The sequence below is a fragment of the Devosia epidermidihirudinis genome, assembly GCF_000971295.1.
Lineage (GTDB): Bacteria > Pseudomonadota > Alphaproteobacteria > Rhizobiales > Devosiaceae > Devosia > Devosia epidermidihirudinis.
In genome coordinates this window covers 106239-121175 of the sequence record NZ_LANJ01000001.1, presented here as the reverse complement: position 1 = coordinate 121175, position 14937 = coordinate 106239, and the positions used below count along the sequence as shown (strand labels likewise).

Here is a 14937-nt window from a genome sequence, read left to right as displayed (position 1 = left end):
TTTGAAGGCCGGCCCCTGTGGCCGGCCTTTGCTTTTGTAACAAGAGAACACGCTGCCATGATCCCTTGGGTATTCCTCGACGCTGCAACCGTGCCCGGTGGCGAAGGCGAACTGCGCCTGATGCAGCGCGGCAGCGAATTCTCCATCATGGCTGGCACCAATGAGCTGATGAACAGCCGCCAGCGCGGCTCGGAAGAAGCGCTGGCAAGCCTGAGCTGGGAGCGCATTGCGACGCGCCCGAAGCCGCACATGCTGATCGGCGGGCTGGGCATGGGGTTCACCCTGCGCGCGGCACAGGCCATTTTGCCCCCTGAGGCAAAAATCACCGTGGGCGAACTGGTGCCGGAGGTAATCGCCTGGGCGCGCGGGCCGATGGCAGAGGTGCATGGCGACAGTCTCGCCGACCCGCGTCTGACCATCCGGCAGGGCGACGTCGGCAATATGCTGGAGCAGCCCAACGCCTATGACGCCATCCTGCTCGATGTGGACAATGGCCCCGACGGGCTGGTGCGGGCCTCCAATGACAAGCTGTATACGGTGGCGGGCCTGCGCAAGTCGCTGAAGGCGCTTCGCGATGGTGGCGTGCTGGCTGTTTGGTCGGCGCATCCCAGCGAGCAGTTCACGCGCCGACTGACGACGGCTGGCTTTGCCGTGGAAGAGGCGCGGGTGCGCGCGCGTGGCAGTAAGGGTGGCTCACGCCACCACATCTGGCTGGCGACCAAAAAGCCCTAGGCGGCTTCGGTCGCAATGCGGCGCAGATAGTCGACCAGTCGCCGGTCGCGCGATTCAGGCGTCCGCAGGACGCAGGTGGTGCAGTAGTTACCCTCGGACTCCGGGCTGGTGTAATAGCGGCAGCACCCACCCCGCGCGCGAAACCATGCGCTGTTCAGCACACGACCTGGATCGGCGTCATCCTTCAGGGTGATTTCGATAAACCCGGTCTGCTTGTTGGAGAGGGGAGACCCCGCAAACCGGAGGATAGCATCGGCGTCGTCCATGGCGTCTGCCGCGCGACCGATTTCTTTGCCGATGGTGAGCCAGGCCGCCGCGACAGAGTCGGCGACCAGCCGCCACATCGCACTGCGCCCGAGTTTGGTGAGAGCGGCGAGATGTTCGATCAGCGGGGTATGGGCGGCGACGATGAGCGCGCGGACCCCATCGGTATCCAGCACTGTCCGGTGGCTGTTTGGCGGGGCCAGCAGGCAAGTCCTGAAGCGCGTAGAAAAACCGGTGAGCCCGTCCTCTTCCCAGCCATAACGCTCATGCAGCACGGCAAAGGCACTGACGTTCAACGAAGGTACACCGAGGCCGTTGAGACGCATGCCGCCAATGCAATGCGCGAAGGCCCAGGCAACATAGCCTACGAGATAGGCGGCTCGCGCTTTTGCATCCAGCGTATCGGTCGAACAGCTCCCTACCGCGTCCATCCATGCCTGCGCATTTTGGGAGGTCGCCTCGGTGAGCGGCACATAGCCCGCGATGCCCGTCCCCACGGCGAGCCACATATCATCAAGCCCGAGCACGGGTTGAACAAACTGCTCAAGCGGAAATGTGGCTGCTGTCTCGGCCATGCTGCACCTGCGTATTTGGCCCGAGTTAGGCGCAGGTTTCGCCAAAGTCAAATATGGATCAATGGCTTAGGTTGTAATGAGTCTAAACTGGATAGAAATTATCCTGTTTGTTCAATGCGTTGCGGTGCGCTGTAATCGGATAGGTTTTCAACGCAATTATCGAGTCAGGACATTTCCTGATGACCCACTTAGCTATTTTGCAGTTTTGTCAGCACAGGATTTGTTCGTCCGCCTCGGAGCAAAGTCGGGTGCACGGCAATGATGTATGTTGAAATTGAAATCGAACAGCTCGGACCGGGAGAGACGGCGCTGGTGCTGTATGCCGAGCAGGGGCTACTGCATGGCGCTATTGTCCAGCATAGGCCCGACGGGCGGCTTGTCCGGTCGGAGGGCCACACGCCAGAGGACGGCAGTTTCATGCTGCTGATCTGGGAGGCAATCCACGCCAGCAGGGATGATCGTTTTCGCGTTATCCTGGATAACGGTGGTTATTGGCCGAAGGCTTTTCCCAAGCTGAGCCGGTCAGCGGCGGCGCAGAGGCGTGGGCAAGACGTCGCTGAGTCTCTTTGATGGGGCGGGCATCGTAATTCGCCCGAAGGGCAATTGTGGCGCGTAGCCGAATTTCAGCCCGGCTTTGAGGTCGCCGTCAGCGCCGTCACGCCATATCGCCAAGTTGCCAAGGCGTTGCCAGACCTTTGACAAAATTGCGCCGCAGGCCGTGCAAAAGCGCGCCCATTTGGGCGGAATTCCAGTCTCTCAGAATTAAATATCCTTTAGTTGAGAAGGCTATGCGGCGATCCCAATACTATGAACGCGGGCTTGAACGGTGCCGGCCAACTCCTAAGCGAGTGGCGACGCGACGCCGTCCGAAAGCATCGCATATGTCTGGCCAACAGCGCCGGATGTTCGTGGAGATACAAATGCGCAAATTCCTCGTACCTGCTGCCATCGCACTGGTTCTGGGTTCCTCAGGCCTGGCTATGGCTGCGGGCGCCGCCGCCCCAGCAGTGACGCCAGCGCCTGCTGCGGCAGTTGCAACGCCTCAGTCGGTCAGCGACACGATCAAGTCGTTTGATCTGACCAAACACACCATCACCCTCGGCAACGGCAAGACCTATATCTTGCCAGCCACCTTCAAGGATCCCGGCCTTAAGGTGGGCAGTAAAGTCACCGTCAAGTGGCAGATGAAGGGCACTGAATATGACGCAACGAGTGTGACGCTCGGCTAGACCGCCTACAAGGGTAGGCGGGCGTCAACTACGCTCCTCCCCTTGGCGAAGCCTAGTCTCAACACGGCCCCGTCGCTTGTCGCGGCGGGGCTTATTTTGTGTGTGGACAGGAGCAGCGTACCTTCCGCCGATCGTAGAGTGCCTTAAGCAATGGCCCGCAGGTGGCGACCAAGATGACGCCGGTCGCGATCCAGCCACTTGCGCCACCACCGACGACGGCCTGGCCAATATAGGCGGCCGCAATACATCCCACCAACGCCAGCGCGCCTTTCCAGGCCAGTTCCATGGACATGTCGAGCTCTCCTTGCTGGTCGAACTAGAGCGCAATTGACCAGAACTACCAAGCGCCAATGTATTTTGTGATCAGCGCCCGTTGGTGCGTTCTATTCCTCCCGGGTGGTCGGTTCGCGATGCACCCGGATGGACGCGACGCGGTGGCGATCCAGCGCGCTCACTTCAAACCGGAAGCCCTCGGACAAAAAGCTGTCGCCCACATTGGGTATGCGCTTGAGGTGATGCAGAACCATCCCCGCAGCGGTATGATAGGAACGCGGGCCATCGGGCAGGCCAAGGTGGTTGAGCAGATCCGAGATCGGGTATTTGCCATCAACGGTCAGGACACCGTCGATTTCACCGATTTCATCCGTGGGATCATCAGCATCCGCCAGATCACCGGCCAGGGCATTGAGCAGATCACTCTGGGTGACAATACCCTCCAGCTGGCCGTACTCGTCTACGACAAGGGCGATGCGCACCGGCTGCGCCTTGAATTTCTCCAGCACCGGGAACACCCGTGCGGTATCCAGAACGTAGAGGGGTTCCTTGAGCGCCGCATTCACGTCAATGCTGCCGCCGGCCAACAATTGCTCGAGAATGTCCTTCTTGGACACCACACCCACCGGCTCGTCCACTATACCGTCGGCAACAACCAGCTGGCGGTGGTGGCTTTCCTGCAGGGACTTGCGGATTTCATCGGCGTCGGACTGGATGTCGATCCAGTCGATCTCATGGCGCGGGGTCATGATCGAGCGTACGTCATGATTGCCGATGTCGAAAATGCGGGCAACGGCCTCTTGTTGAGACGCGTCGACCACACCAGCCTTCTGGCTTTCGGCAACCAGCAGTTCGATTTCTTCAGCAGAGTGGACCTGTTCTTCACCTGAGGCGGGGCGGAGCCCCGCTGCCCGCAGCAGCATGTTGCCCATGCCGTTCAGCACGACGATGGCGGGACGGAAAACCACAAGGAACCAATTGAGTGGACGCACCACGGCCAATGCCGTTGCCTCGCTGCGCTGCAAGGCGAGGCTTTTCGGGGCCAGTTCGCCAACCACGATATGCAGCATGGTAATGACCACGAAGGCCAGGGCAACGGCCACGGCGTGAGATGCAAGGCCCGCATATTCGCCGAGAACGAAGACAAGTGGCGGTTCGATCAGATGGGCGAGGGCGGGTTCACCCACCCAGCCCAAAGCCAGCGAAGACAGCGTAATGCCCAGCTGGGTCGCCGCCAGATGCGAGTCCAGCGTTTCCACGGCGTGCTGCAATGGCTTGGCATTTGCAGCACCATCCTGAACAAGCTGGGTCACACGGCTGCGCCGCACGGCGACGAGAGAAAACTCGGCGGCGACGAAAAACCCGTTGGCGGCAACCAGCAGCAGAATCGCGCCGATGCCGACGATGTCCCAGACGTTCAAGATTGGCTCCTACACTAAGGCTCGCCCTGCGAGCGGGGCGACATAATCACCAGACACCCCGCCATGCTCAAGGGGTTGCGGGCGAAAAATAGCATCCGGACCGGTTTGGATCGAGGAGGTTAGAGATCCAGCTTGGCTTGGCCGTCGGCCGAAACAGTATAGGCCGGCCCATCATCTGTGGCTTCTTCCACCAGAAAACGCCACTTCGCCAACGTGCGCAATTCCGCAGCAATGGGTGCCCACTCGGCGTCAACCGGCAGTCCAATACAGATACGCTCATGTTTGGCGACGACGCTGAGGATATGAAGTTGATGATCTGAAATACGGCGCATGAATGATTTTGGGCTATATACTCGAGGAGGGTCAGTGCATACCCAAAGGCAGGATTTCGTCAGAGACTGTCCGCCACAGGATCTTTAAGTCCAGTCCGAACGACATGTTCTGGACATAGGCCAGGTCGTGGTCAACTCGAGATTTGGCCCGCTCTGCGTCGGTTGTCGGTCCTCGAAGGTCATTGACCTGCGCCCAACCAGACAGTCCGGGCCGAACGCTGAGCCGAAGATCATAGTAGGGGACGAGCTCGTCATAGCGCATTCCCGCCGCCAACATATTAGGCACATGCGGACGCGGTCCGATCAACGACATCTCGCCCTTCAGGACATTGAGCAGTTGCGGCAATTCGTCGAGACTCGTTTGGCGCAACCAGCGGCCAACGGGAGTGACGCGGGGGTCGCCATCGACTGCCTGGCTCAGGCCCGACAGATCACTGCGGTCGACATAGAGGCTACGGAACTTGTAGATCGTGAACAGTTTCCCATTCAGCCCCTCGCGCGGTTGACGGAAGAAGATGGGCCCCGTGCTGGTAAACGCGACTGTGCTCGCAATGATGACCAGTGCGGGGAAAAGCCCGACCAATGTAGCGGTCGATAGAACGATATCCATGCTGCGCTTGAGCGCCTCAAAGTACCGCCCCGAGGCACCAAGCCTTGGGGGCATTGGCATTCCATTGCGCCACAAAAGTGGAAGACCAGAGTGCAGCGTCGTGGTGGGAGCGTCGTCTTTCGTCTCTAGCAATTGGACATCACTACCCAAAAGGGGGCGCCTATCGCGCTCGCCTGCGTGGTTCTCGATGCAAACAGTTCATTCCGGTCGATAGCTTCTCCTAAATAAGCGCTCGAAGCTATGTTGTTTTTACATTCATCATTGAACTTCGAGCGAGAACGACGATCAGGGAGCGCTGACGCTCGAAGTAAACAACCATGGCGGGATAAGAAAAACCGGATGCCGCCGAAAACTCGGAGACACCCGGTTTCATTGGTCGGAGTAGAGTGATTCGAACACTCGACCCCCTGCTCCCGAAGCAGGTGCGCTACCAGGCTGCGCTATACTCCGTCAGGATCGCGATGCTGATTTTGTCCTAGCAAAGGCAGCGTAGGCCGCCAATCGCGTCTCGACGCGTTATATCGGCCAGCGGGACCTCGTTCAAGCAGTGCGATATGGGTTTTTGTTCGTCGTACAGCGTGTTGCGAAGCAGTATTAAACCGTGTAGGAACCGGCTCCAGTTGGGGTATCGCCAAGCGGTAAGGCACCGGTTTTTGGTACCGGCATTCCTAGGTTCGAATCCTAGTACCCCAGCCATTTCCTTTATTTGTGACGCCTGATCGGAAGTCGTAAGATTACGGCTGGGTTTGATTTTGCCACGGGTGTCAGCGGCGCATTACTGCGCCGCTCGTACTTCGGTTTGGCTCCATGTGCCGCGGGCGGGGATATCGAGGCCGAGGTGGGAGCGTAGGGTGGTGCCTTCGTAGTCTTTGCGGAAGAGGCCGCGGTCCTGAAGGATTGGAACGACTTCGGAAAAGAACAGGCCTGAGCCTTCGGGGTGGAAGGTGGGCATGACAACGAAGCCGTCGCAGGCGTCGGCAAGGAAGCGGTCGGCCATCTGGTCGGCGATCTGCTCGGGGCTGCCGGTGACGGTCCAGTGCCCATCCGAGCGGCCAGTGAGCTTGATGAGCTCGCGCAGCGTCCAACCATCGTTGAGGGTGAGGTCCGCGAAGATCTTGTAACGGCTCTGGCGCCCCTGAACAGCGGAAACATCCGGCAGGATGTCGCGTGGAATGGGCTTGTCGAGATCGAGCGGCGTCAGATCGACGCCGGGCATGTAACTGTTGAGCTTGCGGCGCGAGGCCGCGATGTCGATGAACTCGCCAAGCTCGCGTTCGACGGCCTTGGCCTCGGCTTCGGTGGCGCCGATGATAGGCGTGATGCCGAGAAGGATTTTGACGCGGCGAGCGTCGCGCCCGGCTGCGGCGACGCGAGCGCGCATGTCGTGGGCGAAATCGAGACTGTCTTCGAGCGTCTGCTGCGCCGTGAAAATGCCTTCGGCGGTTTCAGCGGCAAAGGCGCGACCGATCGGCGAAGCGCCGGCCTGGAACAGCACCGGCCATCCCTGCGGTGGGCGCTGGATGTTGAGAGGGCCAGCCACGTCGAAGAACTTACCGTGGAAGTCGGTGGCGCGGACGTCATTATTGTTGGCAAATTCACCGGTAGCGCGGTTGATGCGCAGGGTCTGCTCATCCCAGCTATCCCAGAGCCGCTTGGTGATTTCGACGAACTCGGCCGCTTGCGCGTAGCGCACATCCTGATCGGGCAGCGGGGCGCTGCCATAGTTCTTTTCGCCTGTGGCGGAGGTCACGATGTTCCAGCCAGCACGGCCTCCGGAGGCGCGGTCGAGCGAGGCGAACTGGCGGGCAATGGTGTAGGGCTCGGAAAAGCTGGTCGAGACGCTTGAGACAAGGCCGATATGGCTGGTGAGGGCCGCAAGGTAGGAGGTCAGCACCAGTGGCTCGAAGGCATTGAGCACGGGGCCGCTCGCCAGCGCCTTGGGCGCCAGGCTCGGAATATCGGCAAAAAAGATTGCGTCGATCTTGGCGGCCTCAGCAGCCTTGACGAAATCGACGTAGAACCCCGGCGTGTTGGCGGCTTCGATATTGCTGCCCGCGCGGCGCCAGGCGCCCTGGTGATTGCCACCACCCGAAACGAGGACGGCGATGTTCATCTTGTCGAGGTCGGCGGGGCGGGCGTTTGGCATGGTCTTGGTACCGATTGAAATGTCAGCGGGCGCCGGCCGAAGCCGACGCCCTGTTGTCGTGGTCGCGAAGCTGAGCGCTTAGCTCTTTGGCTTTGGCTGAACCCAATTGGAGGCGTTCTGGCCAATGTTCACACCGGGCGCGTCGAGGTTGAGATCCGAGATGTTGTAAGTGGCCAGGATTTCCGCGTAGCGACCGTTTTCGAACAGGATCTTGAGGGCCGCTTCAATGGCGTTGGCCAGCTCGGTGTTGCCCTTGTCGACGATGAAGCCGATGTAGAGATCGCCCAGTTCTGGCGCTGGGATCAGGATCTGGCCGGGGTTGAGGCCCGCGGCTTCGCGGTAGCGGCCGACGGCGGTGGCCGAAATGTCGGCGCGCGGCAGGCGGCCGGACTGGATGGCCTGATCTTTCGCGGTTGCATCGGGGAATTCGATGAAGTTGGCTGGCTTCAGGCCCTTGGTTTCACACTGCGCCAGTGCCTTGAAGATGATGTTGGTGGTGCCCTGAACGATACCGAGGTCGCGACCGCACAGGTCGAACACGGTTTTGATATTGTCCTTCTCGGCATCATCGATCAGCAGCTGGAAGGTCAGGCGGGTGTGGTCGATGAAATCGACTTCCTGGCGGCGCAGGTCGTTGTCACCAAGGTCGCCCAATGAGACGTCCGAACGGCCCGACTTCACGCCAGCGATCAGCTGCTGGAACGGCGCTTCGGTGTAGTTTGGCTTAAGGCCGAGGATGGCGCTGACTTCGTTGAACAGGTCGATTTCGTAGCCGGTGAAATCGGTGGTGCCTTCTTTGAAGAAGGAGTGCGGCGCGTAAACCGTCGAGGCGCCAACATTGAGCGCGCCCGCATCGCGGATCTTTGCAGGGAGCAGGGCGCGGGCAGCGTCGCTTGCCGCGTCAGCAAAAGCTGGGGCAGCAAACAGAGCAGTGCCCAGGGCGAGCGTCAGGCCGGCAGCGCGCAGGGTGTTGGTGATAAGCGAGAACTTGGTCACGTCAGGGGCTTTCTTGGCAAGATGGGGACAATTCCCCATGCAGGTGCTGGTATTGCCGGCTAGGCGGTGCGGAAGCCGGAATGGTCTTTGAGGAAATCCACGGTGCGCTGGTGGCGCGGGCGCGAGAACACGTCGCTGGCGGTGCCGTCTTCGATGATCCGACCGGCCTCCATCACCGCCACGGTGTCGCCCACCTCTTCGGCAAAGCGCATTTCGTGGGTGACGACGACCATGGTCATGCCGTCGCTGGCCAAAGCCTGCATGACGCCGAGGACTTCTGCGACAAGCTCGGGGTCGAGCGCGCTGGTGGCCTCGTCGAACAGCATGACCTTTGGGTCCATGGCGAGCGCGCGGGCGATCGCCGCGCGCTGCTGCTGGCCGCCCGAAAGCTGGCTCGGATAGCTGTCGTGTTTGTCGGCAAGGCCGACGCGGGCAAGCAGATCGCTGGCGGCGCGCACCGCTACGGCGCGCGACGTGCCGAGAACCTGAACCGGACCTTCGATGACGTTTTCGAGCACGGTGCGATGCGAAAACAGGTTCACGTGTTGCGAGACGAGCCCGACCCGACGGCGGAAATTGGCGGCCTCGCGCCCGGTCCATGGCTTGAGCACCGAACCGCGCTCAGTGTAGCCGATGCGGGTATCATCGAGGACGATGGCGCCGCTGTCGAAATCGGTCAGCGCATTGAGGCAGCGGAGCAGGGTGCTTTTGCCGGAACCGGATGGCCCGATGATGCAGCGTACCTCGCCCTTGCGGATGTCCAGGCTCACATCGTCCAACACGCGGTTTGTCCCAAAGGACTTCGACACGTTTCGGACGCGGATCAGGGCGGGCACGGCGGAAGCGTTGCGGAATTCGGGTGTTGCAAAGTTCATCGTGCCACTCCTGCAGCAAAGCGGCGTTCGAGCAGGCCTTGCGCCAGCGTGATGACGATGGTCAGTAGCAGATACCAAATGCTCGCCACGATCAGCAGCGGGATGACCTGGTAATTGCTGGCGTAGATGCCCTGCGCGCGGGTCATCAGATCGCCAACGCCGACGACCGACACCAGAGAAGTGGCCTTGAGCAGATTGATCAGATCATTGCCGAGCGGGGGAATGATGGACTTGGCGGCTTGTGGAGCAACGACACGGCGGAAGGCCTTGGCGCGGGTCATGCCCAAAGCAATCGCTGCCTCGATCTGGCCCTGCTGCACGGAAAGCAGGCCGCCACGAATGATCTCGCCCATATAGGCTGCCTGATTGAGCGCGAGCGCAACGAGGCAGGCGACAAAGGGGCTAAGGATAACGTTGGTATCGCCGTAAAGCCCAATTCCGGTGAATGGAATGCCAATGCCCAGCTGCGGGAGGAACGTTCCCAAATTGTACCAAATCAGAATTTGCACCAGCAGCGGCACGGCGCGGAACAGGCCGAGATAGCCGATGGCCAGTGTGCGGATCAGCGGATTGGACGACATGCGCATCAGTGCAATGACAAGGCCACCCGCCAGCCCAACGACTGCGGCGGCCGCGGCGATCACGATGGTGGTGAGCAAGCCCTGCAGAATGATCGGCGCTGTCAGAAAGCGCGCGATGGAATCCCAGCGCATGGCGGAATTGGTGGCGATGCCCCAGACGGCATAGGCCGCCAACAGGCCCGCGAGCAGCCACACGCTGCCCTCGCGAAGCACGCGCTGGAGACCCGCAGCGGGGCGCTCGACCGGGCGATCCTCCAGCGGAAGAGCCTGAAAATCAACGATATTGGAGGAGGCTTCGGCCAAAACTTGATCCACGCAGAAGGGGCGCGGATCACACGGTGCAATACGCGTCGTTAAGTCGATCAAATTAGTAGGGTATGGGGCCGTCGGGAGTCGAGAAACCGCCATATTGTCCGATACGCGCGCCGCAAAAAATCATGCTCCAAAACGCTGGCTTGGGAGTTTGGTGCTCACGGAACGCTGCCGGATGGCTGCTTGTTGTCGGACCGATCTGTGGCTTTCTGGCGCTCGCCGCGTGGTGGTGGGAGCGTCTAGTTTGAGCGCCTTCTCCCGATTCGGATCGATCGACATGTCCAACACCGAAACGCAGCGCCCCAACCCGCTGCATCTGCTCGCGGCCTTTGGCACGGGCGGCTTGCTGACCCTCATGGTCTTTTTCAATGGCGAACTGGGCCGCTATGCCAGCCCGCTGTTTTCGTCGTGGGCTGCACATGGCACCGGCACTGTTGCCGCCGCTGTGCTGCTGGCCGTGCTGTGGCGCCGTCGGCCCAAGGCGAGCGACACCAAACCGAGAGCGCCGCTCTGGGCCTATCTCGGCGGTCTGTCGGGTGCGATCACGGTGATGCTGACCTCAACTACGGTCAACACCCCGCTCGGTCTGGCCGGTACGTTGGCGCTCGGTCTTGCCGGGCAGGTGGTGTTCAGCCTTGCAGCCGATCTCTGGGGGCTGTTCGGCCTGCCCAAGCGCAAGCTGTTGCCCAAGGATTTTGGAGCGTTGGGGCTGGTGGTCGCGGGTAGCGCGCTGATCATTCTCGTTGGCATGGGAGCTGGAGCATGATCGCCCCAATTCTGTTTGCACTCCTCGCCGGTCTTCTCGTTGGCCTTAGCCGGCAGCTCAATGGCCGTTTAGCGATTTCGACGTCGCCGCTGATCGCCTCATTCTGGAACCACATTGTTGGCTTTGCGCTGCTGACTGTGCTTGGCTTGATCATCGGCGGGTTGATCCCGGCCGGAGCAGGGGACGCGCCCTGGCACGCCTATATTGGCGGCCCGATTGGCGTCGTTTTTGTCGCCGCCGGGAGTTGGCTCATTGCCCGCATTGGCGCGGTCAATACTGCCATGCTGGTCATTGGCGGTCAGATGGTGTCGGGCGTGGCTCTCGATCTGCTCCGGTCCGTGCCCACGACACTCTGGGCGAGCGCGCTGGGCGTGTTGTTGATTCTTGGCGGCATGGCCTTGGCGCAGCGCCGTTGATGCAAACAAGTATGCCCGCTCCAGTTGGAGCGGGCATAAGTCTTTTTAGAGGTCGCGGAGTAGGCGTGCCGGACGAGCCGAAGCGGCGCGCAGAATGGTCGTCGCGCCGAGCAGGGCAGTCATGATGGTTGCAGTCACCAAAACCACGACCAGCGCATCGACATCGAGGCTGAAGCCTACGTCGAGCATTGCCTGACCGACCAGCCAGGCAACGCCAACCCCGAGCGCTGCCGCCGGAATGGCGGCCAGAATGGCCAGGATGAAATACTGCACAAATGATGTGGCGAGCAGCTCAAACCGCGTCGTGCCCAGCACCTTGCCGATGACGGTATCAGCTTCGCGCTGACGACGCCCGGTCGCCAGGCTGCCCACCAGCACCAGAAGGCCATTACCGACGGCGAGGCCGCCGACCAGCGTTGCCGCAAAGGAGAGTTGGTGCAGCGCATCGGTGATCTGCTTGAGCGTGTCGCCAATGGCGATGAAGCGAATGTCGGGCAGGGCGACCGCAAGCTCGCGCTCGACGGTCTTTTCAGCGCCGGGCGCGGCGGTGACTGCTGCGAACAGCGTCGTTGGATACTGCTCAAGCACGGCTGGCGAGAAGGTGGCGAGGAAATCAATACCGCCTTGCCACGAATAATCGCGGAAGCTGGCGATCTCTACGGTGACGGTATCGCCGAAGATCGAAAAGCTCAGCGTATCGCCGAGATTGACGCCGAGGCCGTAGCGCAGGCTCTGGTGCAAAGAGACAAGTCCGGGGCCGTCGTAGTCCGCTGGCCACCATTTGCCCGAGACCAACTTGGACGATGCGGGCATCACTTGACGATAGGTGAGGGGGACTTCGCCCGACAACAGGAACGTTGCTTCGGGACCGTGCGTGCGCACATCGGCCACGGGCACGCCGTTGATCTCGGTCAGCGCGCCGCGCAGCATCGGTGTCGCGATGAATTGGGTGATGTTGGTGCCGGGGCCTGACATGCTGGCGAGCGTGTCGACTTCGTCCGGGAACAGGTCCGACGCCACAAGTGTGGGTACGTCAAATGATGATGCTCCGAGGAATTCCTGCCGCAGATTGCCCTGCAACACGAGCACGACAATCAGCATAGCAAGGGCCATACCGGCGGCAACGACCACAGACGTGGCATTGGAGCCTGTGCTGGAAATCGAGCGCAAGGCATGGCGCAGGATGCGGTTTGGTGGTTCCGGCAAGTGGCGCAGGGCCCACTGGGCTACGCCGATAAAGCCGCGGAACACCAGCACAGCCAGAGCGCTAGCACCAGCAAAGGCCAGCACCAGCAACCAATCTCCGGTCATCGCATAAGCAAGCAACAGGAACGCTGCCAAAGCGAGAAGAAGCGGGAGCACCTGCCACGAGGTGAGGAGGCTCTTCCAGTCCATCGGCGGGGCTGACAGGCCCTTGGAGCGGAAAAGGTGAACGGGGCGAATGGTCTGCGCCTGCTGCAGCGGTAGATAGGCAAAGCCAAAGGCAGTGACGAAGCCCGCAGCGGCCGCGATCAGCAGCGGCTGCAAGTGCACGGCGGGCGCGAGGCCAATACCAACGGCTTTGCCCACCAGTGGCAGGATGAGGTAGGCGACGCTGCCGCCCACCACGAGCCCGATGCCGACGCCAATCGCGGCCAGCATGGCCACCTGCGAGAAGAAGTGCAGCATGACGCGCCCGCGATCCGAGCCCATGCTGCGCAGCACGGCGATCACATTGGCCCGCTCGGTGATGTAGGCCTGCATGCTGGCCCAGACGCTGACGCCGCCAATGAGCAGCGAACCGAGGCCCACAATGACCAGGAAGCGCATAAAGAGATCGTAATAGCGCACCATCGGCCCGAGGCCATCGCGGGCGGAGCGGATGGTCCAGCCCATCGCGCCATAGGTTTCCTCAAGCTGAGCTTTGACGCTATCGGCGTCGCCGTCATCGAGCAGGATCTTGTAGCGGAACCAGCTGCCAAGGCCGGGCAGTGGCGAGGTTCGGTCGGAAATGCCCGAAAAGCCCTCGACGGAAATCAGTGTCGTAAGGCCAAGACGGAAGCCACGCACAGCTGCGTCCGGCAGCCTCACCAGCGTGCCCCGCGCCTCAAAAGTCGTGCCGCCAAGCTGGAAGGTGTCGCCAACGCCGATACCCAATTGGTCGAGCATGAGCGCGTCAACGAGCGCGCCGGGAACGTCGTCCTTTACGGCGAGGAAATCATTGATCTTTTCGCCCGGCGGAACGCCTGTGCTTTGCACGGCACCCACCAGTGGATAGGTGTCTCCGGCCACCGCCAGATCGACGAAAGCGTCGGCGGTGTCGGATTGGGCGCGCAGGTTGGTGTCGAACACTGATGCAACGGTACCAAGCGCCGCCATGTCTTTGAGCTCGTCCGCGGTCGCGGGACGGTCCGCGCGGGAGAGTTCAAGGTCGCCGCCCATCAATTCCGCTGCGCTGGCATCAATTGCCCTGGCGACGCTGGCGCCGACCGAGCTGACGCCCGCAATCAGCGCCGTGCCGACGGCGAGGCATACAACAAGCAGTACGAAGCGGCGAATGTCGCCGCGCAGATCCAGAAGGCCAATGCGGATCGTCGCCCAGGCGGCGCGCATCAGCCTACCGCCACGGTTTCAGTCAATTCACCCTGGGTCATGGTCAAAACCCGGTCGGCGCGGGCGGCAAGGCCCGGATCATGGGTGATCAGAACCACGGCAGTGCCACGCTGACGGGCCAGGTCAAACATCAGATCGACCACCAGAGCGCCGGTTTCCTGATCGAGATTGCCTGTCGGCTCATCGGCCAGAAGCAGGGGCGGATTGGTCACCATAGCGCGGGCAAGGCCCACGCGCTGCTGCTCGCCACCCGACAAAGCGGTGGGGCGATGGTCAAGGCGCTGGCCCAAACCCACGGAAATCAAGGCTTCTGTGGCCGCAGCGCGTGTTTCTTTCATGGACAGTTCAGGCGACGCGATCTCCAACGCCAGCGCTACATTATCAAGCGCGGTGAGGGAGGGGATAAGATGGAAGCTTTGGAAGACGATACCGAGCGATTTGCGCCGGAAACGGGCCAGATCGTCTTCGCCGAGATGGGACAGGTTCTGTCCACGCACGATGATTTGACCGGTCGTGGCGCGTTCAAGGCCTGCCAGAAGCATCAGCAGCGAGGTCTTCCCGCTGCCTGAAGGGCCAACGATTGCAACGACTTGCGCAGGTTCAACGCGGAGCGATACGCCCTTGAGAATATGCAGGGGCCGCGAACCCACTTCCAGACTGTACGTCACGTCCACGGCGTCGACGATAGTGTCGCCGTCATAGTCCTGGGGAAGCAAATCCATGTGACCTCATGCCATCATACGTCGTGCAATGGTTGTCATTGCGTTAGCCGGAACGGCGCCAACCGCTACGATTATGCGACTGGCGCCAGCGTATT

General features: G+C 61.3%; 16 protein-coding genes and 2 tRNA genes. 6 read left to right on the top strand and 12 right to left on the bottom strand.

What is annotated here, in order from left to right; all coding sequences use genetic code 11:
* The first annotated feature begins 57 nt into the window (after nt 1-57).
* Entirely contained in the window at nt 58-732 is a 675-nt protein-coding gene (locus WH87_RS00570) for a spermidine synthase (RefSeq protein WP_046137757.1), read from the top strand.
* On the opposite strand, the gene WH87_RS18680 is transcribed toward WH87_RS00570, so the two are convergent.
* On the bottom strand, nt 729-1571 hold the full coding sequence (locus tag WH87_RS18680; protein WP_052726222.1) for a (2Fe-2S)-binding protein: 843 nt from the start codon (nt 1569-1571) through the stop codon (nt 729-731). The genes WH87_RS00570 and WH87_RS18680 overlap by 4 nt on opposite strands.
* Before the next feature lie 258 nt (nt 1572-1829).
* Between WH87_RS18680 and WH87_RS00560 the strand changes: the two genes are divergently transcribed.
* Nucleotides 1830-2141, top strand: coding sequence for a hypothetical protein (locus tag WH87_RS00560; RefSeq protein ID WP_046137758.1), 312 nt, complete (start codon nt 1830-1832; stop codon nt 2139-2141).
* Nucleotides 2142-2491: 350 nt separating this feature from the next.
* Nucleotides 2492-2800 carry a DUF1344 domain-containing protein gene (locus WH87_RS00555; RefSeq protein ID WP_046137854.1) on the top strand — a complete coding sequence of 103 codons (309 nt, stop codon included), beginning with the start codon at nt 2492-2494 and terminating at the stop codon, nt 2798-2800.
* A 91-nt stretch (nt 2801-2891) separates the two neighbouring features.
* Here the strand turns inward: WH87_RS00555 and WH87_RS00550 are convergent, their stop codons facing one another.
* From WH87_RS00550 to WH87_RS00530, 5 genes are all read right to left on the bottom strand, one after another.
* Complete coding sequence (locus WH87_RS00550) at nt 2892-3092, bottom strand: hypothetical protein (protein WP_046137759.1); 201 nt, start codon at nt 3090-3092, stop codon at nt 2892-2894.
* 91 nt (nt 3093-3183) lie between these two features.
* Nucleotides 3184-4494 (bottom strand): hemolysin family protein, encoded by a 1311-nt coding sequence (locus WH87_RS00545; RefSeq protein ID WP_245622276.1) that lies wholly within the window; start codon nt 4492-4494, stop codon nt 3184-3186.
* Nucleotides 4495-4613: 119 nt separating this feature from the next.
* Nucleotides 4614-4826, bottom strand: coding sequence for a hypothetical protein (locus WH87_RS00540; protein WP_046137761.1), 213 nt, complete (start codon nt 4824-4826; stop codon nt 4614-4616).
* A 31-nt stretch (nt 4827-4857) separates the two neighbouring features.
* Nucleotides 4858-5490, bottom strand: a complete 633-nt coding sequence (locus WH87_RS00535; protein WP_052952294.1) for a sugar transferase — start codon at nt 5488-5490, stop codon at nt 4858-4860.
* Nucleotides 5491-5809: 319 nt separating this feature from the next.
* Nucleotides 5810-5886 (bottom strand) — tRNA-Pro (locus WH87_RS00530).
* 171 nt (nt 5887-6057) lie between these two features.
* Here WH87_RS00530 and WH87_RS00525 point away from each other — a divergent pair.
* A tRNA-Gln gene (locus WH87_RS00525) sits at nt 6058-6132 on the top strand.
* A gap of 79 nt (nt 6133-6211) precedes the next feature.
* On the opposite strand, the gene WH87_RS00520 is transcribed toward WH87_RS00525, so the two are convergent.
* From WH87_RS00520 to WH87_RS00505, 4 genes are all read right to left on the bottom strand, one after another.
* The gene (locus WH87_RS00520; protein WP_046137763.1) at nt 6212-7582 is read right to left on the bottom strand and encodes an NtaA/DmoA family FMN-dependent monooxygenase; all 1371 of its coding nucleotides are present in this window, start codon (nt 7580-7582) and stop codon (nt 6212-6214) included.
* 78 nt (nt 7583-7660) lie between these two features.
* Nucleotides 7661-8578, bottom strand: a complete 918-nt coding sequence (locus WH87_RS00515) for a transporter substrate-binding domain-containing protein (RefSeq protein WP_046137764.1) — start codon at nt 8576-8578, stop codon at nt 7661-7663.
* A gap of 59 nt (nt 8579-8637) precedes the next feature.
* Complete coding sequence (locus WH87_RS00510) at nt 8638-9453, bottom strand: amino acid ABC transporter ATP-binding protein (RefSeq protein WP_082092420.1); 816 nt, start codon at nt 9451-9453, stop codon at nt 8638-8640.
* Nucleotides 9450-10337 (bottom strand): amino acid ABC transporter permease, encoded by an 888-nt coding sequence (locus WH87_RS00505; RefSeq protein WP_052726224.1) that lies wholly within the window; start codon nt 10335-10337, stop codon nt 9450-9452. Before WH87_RS00505 ends, WH87_RS00510 begins: the two co-directional genes overlap by 4 nt.
* Before the next feature lie 286 nt (nt 10338-10623).
* On the opposite strand from WH87_RS00505, the gene WH87_RS00500 reads away from it, so the two are divergent.
* Together WH87_RS00500 and WH87_RS00495 are read left to right on the top strand one after the other, a co-directional pair.
* Nucleotides 10624-11112 carry a DMT family transporter gene (locus WH87_RS00500; protein WP_046137765.1) on the top strand — a complete coding sequence of 163 codons (489 nt, stop codon included), beginning with the start codon at nt 10624-10626 and terminating at the stop codon, nt 11110-11112.
* Entirely contained in the window at nt 11109-11528 is a 420-nt protein-coding gene (locus tag WH87_RS00495) for a DMT family transporter (RefSeq protein ID WP_046137766.1), read from the top strand. Before WH87_RS00500 ends, WH87_RS00495 begins: the two co-directional genes overlap by 4 nt.
* A gap of 45 nt (nt 11529-11573) precedes the next feature.
* Here the strand turns inward: WH87_RS00495 and WH87_RS00490 are convergent, their stop codons facing one another.
* Both WH87_RS00490 and WH87_RS00485 read right to left on the bottom strand, forming a co-directional pair.
* Nucleotides 11574-14120 (bottom strand): ABC transporter permease, encoded by a 2547-nt coding sequence (locus WH87_RS00490; RefSeq protein ID WP_046137767.1) that lies wholly within the window; start codon nt 14118-14120, stop codon nt 11574-11576.
* The gene (locus WH87_RS00485) at nt 14120-14842 is read right to left on the bottom strand and encodes an ABC transporter ATP-binding protein (RefSeq protein WP_046137768.1); all 723 of its coding nucleotides are present in this window, start codon (nt 14840-14842) and stop codon (nt 14120-14122) included. Before WH87_RS00485 ends, WH87_RS00490 begins: the two co-directional genes overlap by 1 nt.
* Nucleotides 14843-14937 lie beyond the last annotated feature (95 nt).

Excerpts from the sequence above, each read along its gene's own strand:
- WH87_RS00570 (WP_046137757.1), top strand. The coding sequence starts at position 58 with ATGATCCCTTGGGTATTCCTCGACGCTGCAACCGTGCCCGGTGGCGAA.
- WH87_RS18680 (WP_052726222.1), bottom strand. The coding sequence starts at position 1,571 with ATGGCCGAGACAGCAGCCACATTTCCGCTTGAGCAGTTTGTTCAACCC.
- WH87_RS00560 (WP_046137758.1), top strand. The coding sequence starts at position 1,830 with ATGATGTATGTTGAAATTGAAATCGAACAGCTCGGACCGGGAGAGACG.
- WH87_RS00555 (WP_046137854.1), top strand. The coding sequence starts at position 2,492 with ATGCGCAAATTCCTCGTACCTGCTGCCATCGCACTGGTTCTGGGTTCC.
- WH87_RS00550 (WP_046137759.1), bottom strand. The coding sequence starts at position 3,092 with ATGTCCATGGAACTGGCCTGGAAAGGCGCGCTGGCGTTGGTGGGATGT.
- WH87_RS00540 (WP_046137761.1), bottom strand. The coding sequence starts at position 4,826 with ATGCGCCGTATTTCAGATCATCAACTTCATATCCTCAGCGTCGTCGCC.
- WH87_RS00535 (WP_052952294.1), bottom strand. The coding sequence starts at position 5,490 with ATGCCCCCAAGGCTTGGTGCCTCGGGGCGGTACTTTGAGGCGCTCAAG.
- WH87_RS00520 (WP_046137763.1), bottom strand. The coding sequence starts at position 7,582 with ATGCCAAACGCCCGCCCCGCCGACCTCGACAAGATGAACATCGCCGTC.
- WH87_RS00510 (WP_082092420.1), bottom strand. The coding sequence starts at position 9,453 with ATGAACTTTGCAACACCCGAATTCCGCAACGCTTCCGCCGTGCCCGCC.
- WH87_RS00500 (WP_046137765.1), top strand. The coding sequence starts at position 10,624 with ATGTCCAACACCGAAACGCAGCGCCCCAACCCGCTGCATCTGCTCGCG.
- WH87_RS00495 (WP_046137766.1), top strand. The coding sequence starts at position 11,109 with ATGATCGCCCCAATTCTGTTTGCACTCCTCGCCGGTCTTCTCGTTGGC.
- WH87_RS00490 (WP_046137767.1), bottom strand. The coding sequence starts at position 14,120 with ATGCGCGCCGCCTGGGCGACGATCCGCATTGGCCTTCTGGATCTGCGC.
- WH87_RS00485 (WP_046137768.1), bottom strand. The coding sequence starts at position 14,842 with ATGGATTTGCTTCCCCAGGACTATGACGGCGACACTATCGTCGACGCC.